At 69.0% G+C, this 15,077-nt stretch carries 12 protein-coding genes and 2 pseudogenes; 5 read left to right on the top strand and 9 right to left on the bottom strand.

Translation table 11 applies throughout. The annotated features are described in order from the left end of the window. Positions 1-1,397, top strand: a 1,397-nt coding sequence (locus tag EJK15_RS70590) for a hypothetical protein (RefSeq protein ID WP_206060871.1), incomplete at its 5' end; no start/stop codon positions are given. 15 nt (positions 1,398-1,412) lie between these two features. On the opposite strand, the gene EJK15_RS15750 is transcribed toward EJK15_RS70590, so the two are convergent. Then, positions 1,413-1,805, bottom strand: a complete 393-nt coding sequence (locus tag EJK15_RS15750) for an LLM class oxidoreductase (protein ID WP_240777004.1) — start codon at positions 1,803-1,805, stop codon at positions 1,413-1,415. Positions 1,806-2,107: 302 nt separating this feature from the next. On the opposite strand from EJK15_RS15750, the gene EJK15_RS15745 reads away from it, so the two are divergent. Continuing rightward, entirely contained in the window at positions 2,108-3,955 is a 1,848-nt protein-coding gene (locus tag EJK15_RS15745) for a rhamnogalacturonan lyase (protein WP_138711166.1), read from the top strand. 167 nt (positions 3,956-4,122) lie between these two features. On the opposite strand, the gene EJK15_RS15740 is transcribed toward EJK15_RS15745, so the two are convergent. Next, the gene (locus EJK15_RS15740) at positions 4,123-6,456 is read right to left on the bottom strand and encodes an ATP-binding protein (protein ID WP_138711170.1); all 2,334 of its coding nucleotides are present in this window, start codon (positions 6,454-6,456) and stop codon (positions 4,123-4,125) included. A 329-nt stretch (positions 6,457-6,785) separates the two neighbouring features. Continuing rightward, positions 6,786-7,388 carry a TetR/AcrR family transcriptional regulator gene (locus EJK15_RS15735; RefSeq protein ID WP_138711165.1) on the bottom strand — a complete coding sequence of 201 codons (603 nt, stop codon included), beginning with the start codon at positions 7,386-7,388 and terminating at the stop codon, positions 6,786-6,788. A 128-nt stretch (positions 7,389-7,516) separates the two neighbouring features. Here EJK15_RS15735 and EJK15_RS74535 point away from each other — a divergent pair. Then, a pseudogene (locus tag EJK15_RS74535) lies at positions 7,517-7,681 on the top strand (FAD-dependent monooxygenase); the annotation flags it as partial. A gap of 67 nt (positions 7,682-7,748) precedes the next feature. Next, positions 7,749-8,147, top strand: a complete 399-nt coding sequence (locus EJK15_RS74530; RefSeq protein WP_171074320.1) for a hypothetical protein — start codon at positions 7,749-7,751, stop codon at positions 8,145-8,147. 247 nt (positions 8,148-8,394) lie between these two features. Here EJK15_RS74530 and EJK15_RS15725 read toward each other — a convergent pair whose 3' ends face one another. From EJK15_RS15725 to EJK15_RS15720, 4 genes and pseudogenes are all read right to left on the bottom strand, one after another. Further along, the gene (locus EJK15_RS15725; RefSeq protein ID WP_138711164.1) at positions 8,395-8,805 is read right to left on the bottom strand and encodes an RICIN domain-containing protein; all 411 of its coding nucleotides are present in this window, start codon (positions 8,803-8,805) and stop codon (positions 8,395-8,397) included. Positions 8,806-9,025: 220 nt separating this feature from the next. Then, positions 9,026-9,323: pseudogene (locus tag EJK15_RS77555) on the bottom strand (IS701 family transposase); the annotation flags it as partial. An 851-nt stretch (positions 9,324-10,174) separates the two neighbouring features. Beyond that, positions 10,175-10,336, bottom strand: a complete 162-nt coding sequence (locus EJK15_RS70575) for a hypothetical protein (protein WP_171074327.1) — start codon at positions 10,334-10,336, stop codon at positions 10,175-10,177. Positions 10,337-10,422: 86 nt separating this feature from the next. After that, positions 10,423-11,265, bottom strand: coding sequence for a LysR family transcriptional regulator (locus EJK15_RS15720; protein WP_138711163.1), 843 nt, complete (start codon positions 11,263-11,265; stop codon positions 10,423-10,425). A gap of 72 nt (positions 11,266-11,337) precedes the next feature. On the opposite strand from EJK15_RS15720, the gene EJK15_RS15715 reads away from it, so the two are divergent. Further along, positions 11,338-12,537, top strand: a complete 1,200-nt coding sequence (locus EJK15_RS15715; protein ID WP_138711162.1) for an MFS transporter — start codon at positions 11,338-11,340, stop codon at positions 12,535-12,537. A gap of 332 nt (positions 12,538-12,869) precedes the next feature. Here EJK15_RS15715 and EJK15_RS15705 read toward each other — a convergent pair whose 3' ends face one another. Both EJK15_RS15705 and pafA read right to left on the bottom strand, forming a co-directional pair. After that, positions 12,870-13,082, bottom strand: a complete 213-nt coding sequence (locus tag EJK15_RS15705; RefSeq protein WP_138711161.1) for a hypothetical protein — start codon at positions 13,080-13,082, stop codon at positions 12,870-12,872. Positions 13,083-13,363: 281 nt separating this feature from the next. Continuing rightward, positions 13,364-14,722 carry a Pup--protein ligase gene (gene pafA, locus EJK15_RS15700; RefSeq protein WP_138711160.1) on the bottom strand — a complete coding sequence of 453 codons (1,359 nt, stop codon included), beginning with the start codon at positions 14,720-14,722 and terminating at the stop codon, positions 13,364-13,366. Positions 14,723-15,077 lie beyond the last annotated feature (355 nt).

The raw sequence follows: 15,077 nt of genomic DNA, 5'->3' as shown, positions 1-15,077 counted from the left end.
ATCCCACCCCCGACGAGCAGCTCCTCCCCCGGCTGGACTCGATCTCCTCGGCCCTCGCCGGCGCCGCGCAGCTCGTCTCGCTCGGCAGCCGGCCGCCCCGGCAGTGCCGGAGCTGGCAGGACCTGGCCGCCGGGCTGGCCAGCGGCTTGGAGATCACGCAGGCGCTCACCGCCGCCTTCCGCCTGCCGGAGCCGCTGGCCGCGGTGGACGGCACGGTCGTCCCCGGCACGGAGGTACGGATCGAGTGCGCGCGCCATCCGCGCACGCTGGCCGGCTGGTCGTCGTACATGGGCAACTGCATCGCGGCGACGTACTACGTCGAGGAGGCCACGAAGGGCTCGTGCGCCCTGGTGGCGCTGCGGGACCCGGACGGCACGATCGCGGCCAACCTCGAGATCCGGCATCGGCGCGGCTGGCAGGTCACCGAGATGCGGGCCAGATTCAACGCCGATCCGGATCCTGCGTTGCGGGAGCGGGTGGTGCGCTGGGTGGCGGCCCTGCCGCCGCCTCCGCCCGCCGTGCCGCCGGTCGAGCTCCAGCCGCTCCCGCCGTCCGCACGGGAGCGCCCTTCGGCGGGTCGCGCCAAGGGCGTCCGCCGCGGCGATCGGGTGTTCGGCGAGGTGAGCGGCCCGCTGGCGGAACTGGCCGAGACTGCCCTGGCCCACCCGGCGACCGTAGAGGCCCTGCTCACCCTGGAGGCCCTGAACCGGGCCCGCGGCACGGACGTCCTGACCGCGCTGCGCAGGCTGTCAGCCGACCGGCTCGACCGCGCCTGCCTCGACGCGCTGCCCGTGACCGGCCTGACCGAACTGTGGCACGCCACCGAGGTACGCCCCCTGGCCCGCGCGCTCGACGCCCTCGACCCCGACCTTCGCGCCCGGTTCGACCACCTGGACCTGCTCCTTGTCGACGCGCCCCTGCCGGGCTCGCTCCGCAACCTCGCCCGCCACGAAGCCATCGCGCCCGCCCGCTCGATGGAGCTGGTGACACGCAGGATCCGCGCCGCCCTCGGCCGCCTGGCCCGCGCCGCGGACCCGGTGCTCGCCCGGCACGTCGCCCGCCGCCCGGACGCGGCCGTCCTCTGCTCGCTCGTCATCGCCGTCACCACCTGGCCGCCGACCCAGCCGACGCTCGCGATCACCGCGCCGGGCGAGCCGACCGTATCCGGCTTCCCCTTTTCGAGCCTGGAGGACCCCGGCGGGCCCTGGCGGCGCGCCCTGCCGGGGGCCGGGGAGCTGGGCGCCGACCTGGAGACGTTCTGGGATCGGGTCACCGCCGGCGGGCTCCGCGTCCCTGCGGCGTGGCTGGGCAACGGCGGCTGGCCGGCGCTGTGGCAACGCGCGGCCCGCCACTCGCCACCGTCCTCCCTGCGAGCATGGGCGGGCAGCACCCGGTAATCCCGCCCGCACCTGTCACATCACCCCGGCCGCGGCGGCATCGAGCAGGGCGAACCGCTCCGCGAACGCCGACAGCTCATCGAGTTGCGCCTCCGGCTCCGCGGCGGCGGGACTCACGACGATCCGGGTCACACCCTGCGCGGCCAGCGCCTCCACGTCCTCCACGGTCATGTCGATCGACCCCCACCGCGTGTACTCCAGCGCCTCCGGCCTGCGACCGGCCTCGACGGCGGCCGCCCGGCTGGACCCGCCGACGTGGATCGGCAGGTGCGCGACCCCGTACGGCTTGGGAAAACTGCACAGCTCGTCGAACGAGAAGAACTCCCCGTCGAAGCCACCGGCGTCAAGGCAACCCCGCCGACGACCATTTCCCCCGGCAAAGGCGTGCGGCCGCCCCCTGTCAAGCACCGAGTAAGGCGCAGGCGTTAACCGCCGATAAGCGAGATGACCGAAGACGCTTGCGGCCCCGGATGGAGGAGGCTTTAATACGCCGAGACCCGGCGGCCGCACACCCGCTGCCGATGAGGAGGCCAGGTGAACGTTCCCGCAGGTCCGGCACACATTTCCGGCCACCGCATTACCAGCACAACTATGTTAACGCTAACGGGTGTCCCTCCGCCGCCATGAAACTTTCTTTTTGCCCATCGGGAAAGCGCTTACCGAAGCTTTGTTGCAACGCATTTCGACAACACCCCGGAAAGGACCCCGCAATGCGGTTACGAAAGGCCGGCGCGGCCGCCGTACTCGCCCTGGCCACGGCCATGACGACCACGATCACCGGCGCGCCCGCCCAGGCGGCCCCGCCCACGAAGCAGATGGAGGACCTGGATCGCGGGCTGATCAGCGTACGGTCCGGCTCGGGCAACCTCGTCTCCTGGCGGCTGCTCGGCACCGACCCCGACGGCGTCTCCTTCAACCTGTACCGCGGCTCCACCAGGATCGCCACCGGGCTCACCACCTCGACCAACCACCTCGACAACGGCGCCGCGGCCGACGCCTCGTACACGGTCAGGGCGGTGATCGGCGGCGTCGAGCAGCCCGCCTCACCCGCCTCACCCGCCTCGCTCCGCTTCACCGGCGGCCCGTACCTCGACGTGCCGATCCAGCCTCCGCCGGGCGGCACCACCCCGGACGGGGTCGCGTACACCTACAACGCCAACGACGCCAGCGTGGGCGATATGGACGGCGACGGCCAGTACGAGATCGTGCTCAAATGGGATCCGTCCAACGCCAAGGACAACTCCCAGTCCGGCTACACCGGCAACGTCTACATGGACGCCTACCGGCTCAACGGCACCCGGCTGTGGCGCATCGACCTGGGCCGCAACATCCGCGCCGGCGCCCACTACACCCAGTTCCAGGTCTACGACTACGACGGCGACGGCCGGGCCGAGGTCGCGATGAAGACCGCCGACGGCACCAGGGACGGCGCCGGCACCGTGATCGGCAACGCGAGCGCCGACCACCGCAACTCCGGCGGCTACATCCTGGCCGGCCCCGAGTACCTGACCATGTTCAACGGCCTGACCGGCGCCGCCATGTCCACGGTCAACTACGACCCGCCCCGCGGCACGGTCTCCTCCTGGGGCGACAACTACGGCAACCGGGTGGACCGCTTCCTGGCCGGCACGGCGTACCTGGACGGCGAGCGCCCATCGCTGATCATGGCCCGCGGCTACTACACCCGCTCCGTGATCGCCGCCTGGGACTTCCGCAACGGCACGCTCACCAAACGGTGGACCTTCGACAGCAACTCGGCGGGCTCGCAGTGGACCGGCCAGGGCAGCCACAGCCTGTCCGTCGGCGACGTCGACGCGGACGGCCGCGACGAGATCGTCTACGGCGCGATGGCCGTGAACGACAACGGCACCGGCATGTGGACCACCCGCACCGGCCACGGCGACGCCCAGCACCTGGGCGACTTCGACCCGGCCCGGGCCGGCCTGGAGTACTTCAAGGTCAGCGAGTCCACCAGCCAGCCCGGCTCCCTGTACATCGACCCGCGCAACGGCCAGATCCTCTGGCAGACGGCGTCCGGATCCGACAACGGCCGCGGCGTGGCCGGCGACATCTCGGCCGTCAGGATCGCCGCCGAGTTCTGGTCCGCCACGGACACGAGCCTGCGCAGCGTCACCGGCAACACGGCGGGCCGCGAGCCGTCCTCGGTCAACTTCCTCTCCTGGTGGGACGCCGACCCCCTCAGAGAGCTGCTCGACCAGACCAGGATCGACAAGTACGGCACCAGCTCCGACATCCGCCTGCTGACCGCGTCGGGCGTGCACTCCAACAACGGCACCAAGGCGACCCCGTCGCTGTCGGGAGACCTGTTCGGCGACTGGCGCGAGGAGGTCATCTGGCCCACCAGCGACAACCGCGCGCTGCGCATCTACTCCACCACCACGCCGACCGACCGCCGCATCTACACGCTGATGCACGACCCGCTCTACCGGGCGTCCATCGCCTGGCAGAACACCGCCTACAACCAGCCACCACACACGAGCTTCTTCATCGGCGACCGCATGCCCACGCCGCCCAGGCCGGACATCTATGTGCGATGATCGCCGCCGCCGCTAGTTGATCTCCTGGGCCGTCGGCGGGCCGTCAGCCACGAACGCGGGCCGTCGCAGCGCCGCGCCGATGGCCCAGCGCATCCGCTGCCCGGATGTCGGCATGAGGACTCCGCTCGGCGGCCGGGACATTCCAGATCGTGTCGTTCGCGGCATGTTCATGACCCACCGGGAGGCTCCTCGCCGGCGAGGCGGGTCTGCTCGACGACCCAGCCGGCGATCTCGGCCCGGGAGTTGAAGCCGAGTTTGCGCAGGATGTGCTGGGTGTGGCCTTCGGCGGTGCGCTGAGCGATCACCAGGGTCGCCGCGATCTCCTTGTTGCTCATTCCCTGGGCGATAAGGCGGGCGATCTCCATCTCCCGTCGGGTGAGGGGCGAGGGCCCACCGGTCTCGCCGGACCGGCCGCGAGACGGCGCCTCCTCCATGAGGGCGTAGGCGACCGCCTGCTCACGGGAGAGACCGGCGCCTCGCTTGACGGCGGTCTGATAGGCCTGCTCGCCCAGGGCGCGACGGGTACGGGCCTCGCATTCGTCGTGGTATCCGATGAGATGGCCGATTCCCAGGAGTGGCGCGCCGATCGACTCCCAGAGGTCACGCAGAACGCCCAGCAGTTCGCCGGCCCGCGCGAAATCCCTTTCCGAGGCGGCGATCCAGGCCAGCGCGTCGATGTTGACCCCGACCCCGACCGAGTCGTCCAGCTCGCGGAAGACGCGCAGGCTCTCCTGTTCCAGGGCGGTGGCGCGCCGCGTGTCGCCTTGGCGCCAGAGCTCGACGCCGAGCGCCGTCATCGCGTACGACTTGTGCCAGCTCTCGCCATGAGCGTCGCAGACGGCGATGCCCTCCTCGGCGGCGACGACGGCGCGTTCTGCGTCGCCGAGGACGGAGTGCGCGAAGGCGAGCCAGATCAACGCTTGGACCTCGCCCGCCGGGTCTCGGACGCCGCGATGACGGGCAAGTGCTTCCTGGAAGCAGCCGATGGCCGATGCGGTGTCTCCCTCCTCCATGGCGATCATGCCGGAGTACTGCGCGACGTAGCCGAGGACCGGTTCGAGCCCGAGTTGCTCACCGAGTGCTCTGCTCTCGGCGAGCAACTCGCCGGCCGAGGCCAGATCACCCTGCAGGATGGCGAGCCGGCCGCATGCCCACAACGCCCGAGCCCTGACCTCGGACAGACCGGCGGTGTCCGCGAGTCCCCGTTCGAGCCAGTCGCGTCCTTCGCCCAGGTGGCTGCCGATGATCCAGTGGTAGAGCAGGTCGCTGGCCATGTCGATGCAGAGCCCGGCGTGCTCGGCGTGGCAGTATCCCAGAGCTTTGCGCAGATTGGGATGCTCGACCCGCAGCCGGGTCAGCAGCTTGACCTGCGCGGGGCCGACCAGCTGCGCCCGCGCCTCGCGCGCCAGCCGCCGGTAGTAGTCGCGATACCGGCGTTTGAGCTGCTGCTCCTGCCCGGAGGCGATCAGCCGCTCCCGCCCGTACTGCCGGATCGTGTCCAGCAGCCGGTATCGCACTCCGTACGGATGGTCCTCCCGGATCAGGACGGACTTCTCCGTCAGGCCGACCACAAGGTCCACGATCTCGTCGCGGGCGAGGCCGTCCCCGGCACAGACCGCTTCCGCCGCTTCCAGATCCAGGCTGCCGGTGAACACCGAGATGCGTGCCCACAGCAGGCGCTCGTGTTCGGTGCACAGCTCGTGACTCCAGTCGATCAGCGCGCGCAGCGTCCGGTGGCGCGGCACGGTGGCACTCGATCTCGCGGTGAGCAGCCGGAAGCGATCGTCCAGCCGGTCGAGCAGCTGGCGGACCGAGAGCGCGCGCAGCCGCGCGGCGGCGAGCTCGATGGCGAGCGGCAGGCCGTCCAGGCGGCGGCAGATCCGCTCGACGATGTCCTGGTTCTCATCCGTAAGGGTGAAATCGGGCAGGACGGCCTTGGCCCGGTCGGCGAAGAGCCGGGCCGCGTCAGACACGGGGTACGGTGCGCCATGCTGAGAGTCAGACCCGGGCAGAGTCGGCACGGCGAACCCCTGCTCGCTGGCGATTCCCAGCAGCTGCCGGCTGGTGGCCAGGATACGCAGCTCCGGGGCGGAGTACAGCAGGGTCTGGGCCATCATGGCGGCCTCGTTGAGTACGTGCTCGCAATTGTCCAGGACGACCAGCGCCCGCTGTTTGCGCAGATGCTCTGTGAGCACCTGGATGGGCGGCCGGGCGGAGTGATCCTTGATCTTCAGCGCGGCGACCACGGCCTGGGACAGCAGCGCCGGGTTGTCCAGTTCGGTGAGTTCGACCAGCCAGATCCCGTCGGGGAAGGCCCGCCGCAGGTCGGCGGCGACGCGCAGGGCCAGCCGGGACTTGCCGACGCCGCCGGGCCCGGTGAGGGTCACCATGCGGGCATCACCCAGCAGGCGCTTGACGGCCGCTACTTCCTGCCGGCGCCCGATGAAACTGGTCACCTCGGCGGGCAGCCCGTCGGTATCCGTGTGCGCCAAGGCGCGCATCGTGGCATTGGTCATCGGTACCTCGCATCGGCTCTGGCGAGTAGGCCGCCGTACGCGGACAGAGCCGATGTACCCAACATATGCCCCATGGCGAGCGCCGGGCATCGGAACAATATGCCTGGTCAACGCATATGTTGCGGCCACATGCCGATCTCCGGAACCCATGGCGGACATCGGGCTCGCACATGGGGCAGATTTTGCGAGGGCCTACCCCGGCGTCCGTCCGGGCTCAAGCCGACCGCTTGATCAGAACACCACCGACCCGCGCGCACAGGAGAGGCTCCCGGCCTTGAAGGCGACACTCCATCGAGCGGTTGCGGCTGGGCTGTTCATAGCAGCCGTCTTTGCACGACGTCGGCGATGACCGTGGTCACGACCTTGTCGACGGCTCCGATCTCCGGTGGGGTGCCTTCCCGACCGGCGAACAGCAGGTGCCCGGCCCCGATCAGGGTGAGCGCCAGCGCGTCGACGTCGGCGTCGGCCGCGATGCGGCCCATTTCGCACTCGTCGTTGAGGTAGGAAGCCATCATGGCCGCAGCTTGCGTCAGGACCGGGATGCCGTGGGCCGGCCTGGCTTGGCGCAGCCGGGTGCGCAGCTCGTCCCGGAAGATGACGAGACTGACGATCGCCACCGCGACCGAGTCGAACAGGTCTACCAGCGCGCCGGTGAGATTGCCGGCGACGGTGCCGGCCCCGGCGGACTCGCGCAGGGCGGCGGCCTGGTCGTCGATCCGGGCGATGCGGTCGAGCACGAGCTCGGCGAGAAAGGCGTCGAAGTCGGCGAAGTGCCGGTGCAGAACGCCCTTGGCGACGCCTGCCTCGATGGTGACCGCGCGGCTGGTCAGCGCGTTCGGCCCGTCCTGGAGCAGGACGCGCTCGGCGGCGTCGAACAGTTGCTGGCGCGGGTCGCGGATGTGCACTCCGGTCGGCACCGCGCGTCCCTCCTTACGCTCACCGCGAATCGCTACCCGGTTGTCGAGTGGGCAGGCGCCCACTATGGTGGGCTCATGCCCACCATACCGCAGGGGCAATCACGCCCTTCCGAGAATGAGCGTCTGCGATGTACGGCCCGCCGGTGGGCGCATGCATATCAGTAACAAAACCGCTACAAATGCAGTCCGACCGCCAGGTCGTCGCGCAGCTCGCCACAGGTGAGGTGATCCACGCCCCCTACCTCGTAGGCTGCGACGGCGGCGGTGGCGCCGTGCGCGAGGCCGCCGGGATCACCTTCCCCGGGCTGGTGTCGGAGACCGATGATGACCTTCCTGCGCGACTAGATCATCCTGCCGCTGATGCGCAGCCCCGTGGCGACCAAGGCGATCGTGAGCAAGACCTCCCAGCTCAGCGTGAACTACCGCAACTCCGAGCTGTCGGTCGGCGACAAGGGCAAGGTCCGTCCCGGCGACCGGGCGCCCGACTCGCCGTGCCGGCACCCAGTGACCGGCGAGCAGTCGCGGCTGTTCGACCTCTTCCGCGGCCCCCACTTCACGCTGCTCCAGTTCGGCGCGGTGGTGCCAGGTCTGGCCGAGCGCCTGGACAGACTCCACGGCGACGACATCCGCGTCTACCAGCTGGAACCAGGCCCCCGAGCAAGCGCTACGGCGCCAGCAGGGGCACGCTCGTTCTCGTCCGGCCGGACGGCTATGTGGCCGTACGGACCCGGTCAGGCGACGCAGTGGTCGACTACTTGAGGACCATCTCGGTCGCCTGAACCGGGACGAGCCGACCGCCGAGGCCGCTGAGCCGATGAGGAGTTCAACGGAACGACCGGCTTGATCTCGCGACGGTCGGCGGCGCTCTTGGAAAAGAGTGGCTAGGCGAGCTTTCTGAGATCATCGGGAGCGGGCACGATACTCCAGTAGAAGGAGGGGGCAGGCCCTGCCCACATGCGCCTGATGGTGACGTATGAGTCCCTGGCAACGGAGTTGCCCAAATTGGTCAAGCATATTCTGGCCTGGTTGCCGGACTGACGAGGTAGACATGGGGAGCCCACGCGTTGACGACGGGGATGATGTTCCACCGCTGGTCGTCGCGCCCGCTGGCGGCTAGCTTGATCATGGTCATCGTGGCGCCGCCGGGGTCGGTGAGATAACGCCGGGTGGGATTGCTCCGGATGGCGTAGGTGCCGTCGGAGTTGGCCTCGATGTGCCAGAGCATCCACTTGGCCCAGGTGGCGTTCTCTCCCAGGGTGGGATCGAAGTCCCAGGTCTGGACGTACTGGTCGGCATTGTCGTCGGCGAAGTCAGGGAGTAGGTAGACAGGTGTTCCACCAGCTGGGATACGTTCCGGCCGAGGTGTTATGGCGGGATTGATACCTGCCCTATTCAGGGGCCGCCAAGCACTACCCATCCTTCCTATGACGCAGGCTAATCGACTTCAATCACCTTGACAGCAGTAAGTCATATCGCGGACGGAATGCATGTCAATCCTTTTGCGCTGAGCGTCCATTTCAGCACGGCGCTGAGCAGCGATATCAGGCCACTGATTACGAATTGATCAGTGGCAACCGGACATGAGCGTCTTCCCGACCGCCTCTCACCTGGTCTCCTGGTACGGCAGCCGCCATTCGTTAGCCGAGCTGGGTGTATTCGGTGGCCAGGCGGGCACGGCGATGGAACCATCGGGCGCGCTTGGTGACGGCGTCGCCAGATTGACCAGTGGGCGGTGTGTTCCGGCGATGGCGTGTGGGTGGTTGTGGCGTTGACCAGGCACTTGATCTCGGCGACGGTCAGCTGGATCATGCCGGGGTCCCTGGTCGGGCCCGGTGGGGGCGCGGCTTGGGTGTCGGTGCGGCGGCGAGCGGCCGCGGCGCTGGCCGCGCAGATGGCCAGGGCGGCCATGACCAGCACGGTGTGACGCCGGATCGCCACTCCATCCCGCTCTGCCCGACTCACCCCACTTCGGGAAAGCGTCAGTCAGTTGCAGAGCAAGCATCCTCTCTATGACGCTTTGTTCCTTAAGGTCACTTGCATATATCTCTGCGTCGAGTACGCCACCGTCTGATCGGTTGAGATTTTTGAGCCCTTTCTCGATGTTTCGCCCTAGTTCGGCGAGTCGCGACACAATGCTCCGACTGATGATCGATGCGACCTTTTCGGCTCGGTCGGCGTCATGGTTGGCAATCTTCGCCTCTTTCCGCGCTCGGGGTGGGGCCGCCGGGGTGCGGCCCGCGCCGGCTGGCGCGGGCCGGCTGGCGCGTCGCCGACAACCTTGGTGATGCACTCGTCGGCGGCTCGGGCCATCGTGGCGAACTCCGTGCGCGCGATCGAGTGGGGGTTGCCGGCCTCGAAGGTGGTGGCGTTATCTGGGGTCCGTCTGGACCGGCAGGCAAGTAAGGCAAGTGGCCTTCTGGGGACTTGCCTGACGGAATATCTGGGGTTGTCAGGCAAGTAGGTCACCTCGCAATGATCGCATCCGGCGGGCCTGCTTGCCTTACGTGCCTGACAAGATCATCCCACTTTGGCCTGCGGGAAGAGGCTCACTACCCCAGATAACTGGGCCGCGCGTGCGGGTTGTCAGCGATGATGCGCAGCACCCGGGCGTGGTTGGTCAGGAACGTCCAGGTGGGCTGCCGTTCGGTCTCCTTCATGCCCGCGCTGTCCTCTCCTCGCGAGGTTCGGAGCGAGCCCCGGGCTTGGCGCAGCCCGGCATAGGAGAAATTTAAGTGAGGAATCCAGGTTCAGGTGATCTTCCTGGACGCCTTTGAGTAGTGGGGCCCTCAGACCAGGAGACCCAGGGTTTCGGGCGCTTCCCAGGCCGTCAGCTGCCGCTCAGGGCCGGTTTCCTCCTGAGCGCACTGGTTGATCAGCTCAGCGAGGGCTTGCCGGTCCTGCTCGGGGAGGTCTTGCAGGAGGGCGATCACCGGCTGGAGCACCTCCATCGCGGCCTTCGACCCCAGCGTATGGGCACCTGGCCAGGTCCTGTTGTGGGTTGGACGGAAACCGGCGCGCTGACCAGCCGCGAAACTCAGATCATGCGTCGTAGCGCGGTCTCCACGGCATCGATCAGCGGATCACCTTCGGTCCGTGGGTGCCGTGCGAGACCGAGCTCGACGTCCGGCAGGGTGGGCAGGGCGTCCGGGTCGTGGCAGGCCATGACCGGTTCGAGGTTCGCGGGCATGAGCGCCGCGACGCCGAGCCCGGCCCGTAGCGCGGCGAGCACACCGACCAGGCTGTTGCTTTCGAACGCCACTCGCCAGGGCCGATCGGTACGTTCCAGCGTTTCCAGCACTGACGTACGCCAGGCGCACGTGTTCGAGAACAGCACCACCGGCAGCGGATCGGCAGCCACGTCCACACCGTGGCCGATCGCCCAGACCAGCGGGCGGCGTACCGTCCAGCGCGGCGGTCCGGGAACGTCCGGCACCTCGTCGAGCACGAGGTGGACGCGGCCCGCGTCGTAGGCCTCCCGCATCGCGGCGTTGGAAAGGCTGAGCACCTCCAGCGTCGCGCCGGGGTGCAGCCGGGCGAGGTCGGCGAGGGCCTGCGGAAGCTGGGACGCGGCGAGGTCTTCGAGCAACCCGACGCCGCAGTGGCCGGTAAGCGCGCGCCCGGTTTCGGTGAGCGCCTGTGCGGAGAGCGAAAGAATGCGTTCGGCGTACGGCAGAAGCTCCTCACCCGCCCGGGTCAGCGAGACGCCGGACGGCGACCGGTACAGCAGCGGACGGCCGACAACGCTCTCGAGCTTGCGCAACTGCTGACTGAGCGCGGGCTGGGTATGTCCGAGCGCGGTCGCGGCGCGGCTGATGCTGCCCGCCCGCACGGCGGTGACGAACGACCGCAGCAACGCGGTCTCAAGATCTCTGGCCATAAGAATTCATTATGCCTGCTCCAACAAATTAACCACTTCCTATGATGTGACGGATGATTTAGCGTCACGCGGGTGACCAGATACCGGCAGGTGCTCGCCGTGCCAGGGATGGCATCGCTGCTGGGCGTTTCGCTGCTCGCCCGTGCCGCGATCACGGCTGACGTGATGGCGCTGACGATGTACGTCGTGCTGGGCCTGAACATGAGCTACGCGGCAGCGGGTGGTGTCGCGGCGGCTCTGACCGCCGGGGTGGCGCTGGGAGGGCCGCTGCTTGGCCGCATGATCGACCGGCGGGGCCTGCGTACCGTGCTGCTGGTAACCGTCATAGTGCAGGTCGTGTTCTGGCTGAGCGTGCCGATCCTGCCGTACGGGATCCTGCTGGGCGCCGCCTTCGCGGCGGGTCTGCTGATGGTGCCGGCCCAGCCGGTGACCAGGCAGGCGATCGCCGCGATGACGACGGCGGGACAGCGCCGTGCCGCGTTCGCGCTGGAATCGGTGCAGGGCGAGCTGTCGTACATCGTGGGCCCGGCGATTGTGATCCTGTGTGCGGCAAAGATGTCCCCCGATGTGGTGGCGTGGGGGGTTGGCGCCGCGATCGCGGCCGGCGGAGCCGGGATCGCTTTGCTCAACCCTCCGCTGCGTGCCGAGGACGAGGCGGATGCCGGCGCGACCGGACGGCCCCCGCGCCGGGAGTGGGTGGGCGCCGGCATGATCGCCGTACTGACGATGGCGTTCGGCACCACGACGCTGCTCAGCGGCGTCGACCTCGCCATCGTCGCCACGCTTGAAGAAGCAGGTCAGGTGTCCTCGGCCGCCGTGGTCGTAGCCGTGTTCGGCGTGGCCTCCGTCGCCGGCGGGCTGATTTATGGCGCGCTGCCCCGGCCGCTGCCCACATGGCTGCTGCTCGGCTTGCTCGGGCTCGTGACGATTCCCGCCGGGCTTGCCCACGACTGGCCCTGGTTGTGCGTGGCCATGGTCGGCGCCGGGCTTCTCACCGCGCCGACCCTTTCCACGGTGGCCGACGCGGTGAGCCGGCTGGCGCCGGCCAGCGTGCGGGGTGAGGCGACAGGTCTGCAATCCTCGGCGCAGAGCGCGGGTTTCGCGCTCGGATCCCCGATCGTCGGGGTGGCGATCGACGTCTCCGTGCCGGCGGGCGGCTTCGCGGCGGCCGGGCTGGCCGGCCTCGCCGCCGCGCTGACTGGATGCCTGCTGTCCCGCCGCTCGCCCGCCAGAACGCGATCTCCGATCTCCTCATCCGTCAGCCACTCATAGCCCGGGACCGCGACCCTCGCTGCGATACCGCGCCGTCGCTCCCGGCCTCCCGAGCGCGCCGGCGTCGGCTCGTCCACCAGCCACCGCAGCATCGCCATCAGCTGCGCCAGGCTCGGGCTCGACCAGTCCACGCCGTGGCCACGGCAGTACGACAAGTACAAGGCGATCCGGATAGCCGCCACACATCGCACCATCGAGAGTCCTCGCCCACACCACACTCCGTCCCGGATAGCGGTTGGCCTGGAGAATCTTCCGCAGCGGCTGCATGGACACCCGAGCTCCCTTTCGTGATCTGGCCGCTCGTTGATCCACCGGCGGCAGCCGCGGCCAGCCTACTTGCCTGACGTGCCTGACAGACCTTCAAGCGGCTGACCAGCTACTTCGCTCAAGCACCCCAGATAATGCCCGCGGTGCATATCCTTGACCGATGTCATCGCTGCTCGTGCGGCGGACATCGCGTCGCGGGCGCTGAACTCGTCGCCGTGTCCGCGGCGCATGTAGCGGATGACAAAGACCCGGCGCCGGGCCGGGTCGGCCGAGGGCATGAATCACTCCAGGCGATCGCCCCGGTTGGCCTCGATCACGCGGACGGCCCGCCGCAGCCGGTGGCCGTTGGCCATCCCGACGCCGGCGGCGATGTCGGCGTAGCTGGTTCGCCGCCGACCGCGGCGGTGTAGCGGCCGACGAGCAGGGGAGTGACGGCCCGGTCGAGGTGATCGACGAGCCGGGTGACGGCGTGACCGCCCCCGTGGGCCCACGCGCAATCTGGTGCCCGTACAGACGCAGAGTGGCGTGGCCATTGACGCGATGCCAGCCGGCCGCTCGCTCACATGCCGGCGATAAGCTTGTCCACCCGCTCGTCGACGCTGCGAAACGGGTCCTTGCACAGGACGGTGCGCTGGGCCTGGTCGTTCAGCTTGAGATGCACCCAGTCGACGGTGAAGTCGCGCCGCTTCTCCTGCGCCTTGCGGATGAACTCGCCGCGCAGCCGCGCCCTGGTCGTCTGCGGCGGCACCGACTTGGCCTCGAAGATCTTGATGTCGGACGCCACCCGCTCCACCGAGCCGCGGCGCTGTAGCAGGTAGAACAGGCCCCGCTTGCGGTGCACGTCGTGGTAGGCGAGATCCAGCTGCGCCACGCGCGGCGACGACAGCGGCAGGTCGTACTTCTTGCGGTAGCGCTCGATGAGCTGGTATTTCGTCACCCAGTCGATCTCCCGCGACACCAGGTCGAGGTCGCCGGTGTCGACCGCGCGCAGCGTGCGCTCCCACAGCTCCAGCACCCGGTGCGCGATCGCGTCGCCGCCGCGGCGCTCGACGAAGTCCTTCGCCTTCGACAGGTACTCCTGCTGGATCTCCAGGCTGGACGCCTCGCGCCCGTTGGCCAGCCGCACCCGCCGCCGCCCGGTCATGTCGTGGGAGACCTCACGGATCGCCCGGATCGGGTTCTCCAGCGACAGGTCGCGCATCACCGTGCCCGCCTCGAACATGCGCAGCACCAGATCGGTCGCGCCGACCTTGAGCAGCATCGTGGTCTCGCTCATGTTGGAGTCGCCGACGATCACGTGCAGCCGGCGAAACCGCTCGGCGTCACCGTGCGGCTCGTCACGGGTGTTGATGATCGGCCGGGACCGGGTGGTGGCCGACGACACGCCCTCCCAGATGTGCTCGGCGCGCTGCGAGACGCAGTAGACCGCGCCGCGCGGCGTCTGCAGCACCTTGCCCGCCCCGCAGATGATCTGCCGGGTGACCAGGAACGGAATCAGCACGTCCGCCAGCCGCCCGAACTCGCCGTGCCGGCCCACACAGTAGTTCTCGTGACAACCGTAGGAGTTGCCGGCCGAGTCGGTGTTGTTCTTGAACAGGTAGATGTCGCCGGCAATGCCCTCCTCGCGCAGCCGCTTCTCGGCGTCGACGAGCAGGCCCTCCAGGATGCGCTCCCCCGCCTTGTCATGCGTGACCAGCTCGATCACGCTGTCGCACTCGGGCGTGGCGTACTCGGGATGGCTGCCGACGTCCAGGTACAGACGGGCACCGTTGGGGAGGAAGACGTTGCTCGACCGGCCCCAGGACACGACCCGCCGGAACAGGTACCGGGCCACCTCGTCGGGGGACAGCCTGCGCTGCCCCCTGAACGTGCAGGTCACGCCGTACTCGTTCTCCAGGCCGAAGATGCGACGATCCATTGCCTCACGCTACTCCCCCATCACGGTCTCGCCCAGGTCGTCCAGGTGGTAGGTGAGGACCTGGTGGTCGGCGTCGAAGGGTACGAACCGTTTGGAACAGCGGAACAGCCATTATCGTGAGGCCTCGACCAGTCCACGCCGTGCCCCAGGCAGTACGACAAGTACAAGGCGATCCGGCCCGCGTAGGTCTTCTCGGTGTTGAACGCCCGGCCCGCGCAGGGCCGCCAGATACGCGCAGTACCGCGGCCTGAGCCGGGCAGGTGATGGTGCCCTGCTGGGCGTAGTGCAGTCTCGGCGCAGCCTGCGCCGGCTCTCACTCTCGATGAGCTGACACAGCTCGCAGAGGGGATTTCGT

Source organism: Nonomuraea basaltis (genome assembly GCF_005893125.1).
GTDB classification, from domain to species: domain Bacteria; phylum Actinomycetota; class Actinomycetes; order Streptosporangiales; family Streptosporangiaceae; genus Nonomuraea; species Nonomuraea basaltis.
The sequence above is the reverse complement of the archived record's forward strand: the minus strand, read 5'-3'. Positions and strand labels throughout refer to the sequence as shown.

Bases quoted from the DNA above. Each gene is read 5' to 3' on its own strand.
- EJK15_RS15705 (WP_138711161.1), bottom strand. From the start codon at position 13,082: ATGCCCTCGGCCGACCCGGCCCGGCGCCGGGTCTTTGTCATCCGCTAC.
- EJK15_RS15745 (WP_138711166.1), top strand. From the start codon at position 2,108: ATGCGGTTACGAAAGGCCGGCGCGGCCGCCGTACTCGCCCTGGCCACG.
- EJK15_RS15740 (WP_138711170.1), bottom strand. From the start codon at position 6,456: ATGCGCGCCTTGGCGCACACGGATACCGACGGGCTGCCCGCCGAGGTG.
- pafA (WP_138711160.1), bottom strand. From the start codon at position 14,722: ATGGATCGTCGCATCTTCGGCCTGGAGAACGAGTACGGCGTGACCTGC.
- EJK15_RS70575 (WP_171074327.1), bottom strand. From the start codon at position 10,336: ATGGAGGTGCTCCAGCCGGTGATCGCCCTCCTGCAAGACCTCCCCGAG.
- EJK15_RS74530 (WP_171074320.1), top strand. From the start codon at position 7,749: ATGCGCAGCCCCGTGGCGACCAAGGCGATCGTGAGCAAGACCTCCCAG.
- EJK15_RS15725 (WP_138711164.1), bottom strand. From the start codon at position 8,805: ATGGGTAGTGCTTGGCGGCCCCTGAATAGGGCAGGTATCAATCCCGCC.
- EJK15_RS15720 (WP_138711163.1), bottom strand. From the start codon at position 11,265: ATGGCCAGAGATCTTGAGACCGCGTTGCTGCGGTCGTTCGTCACCGCC.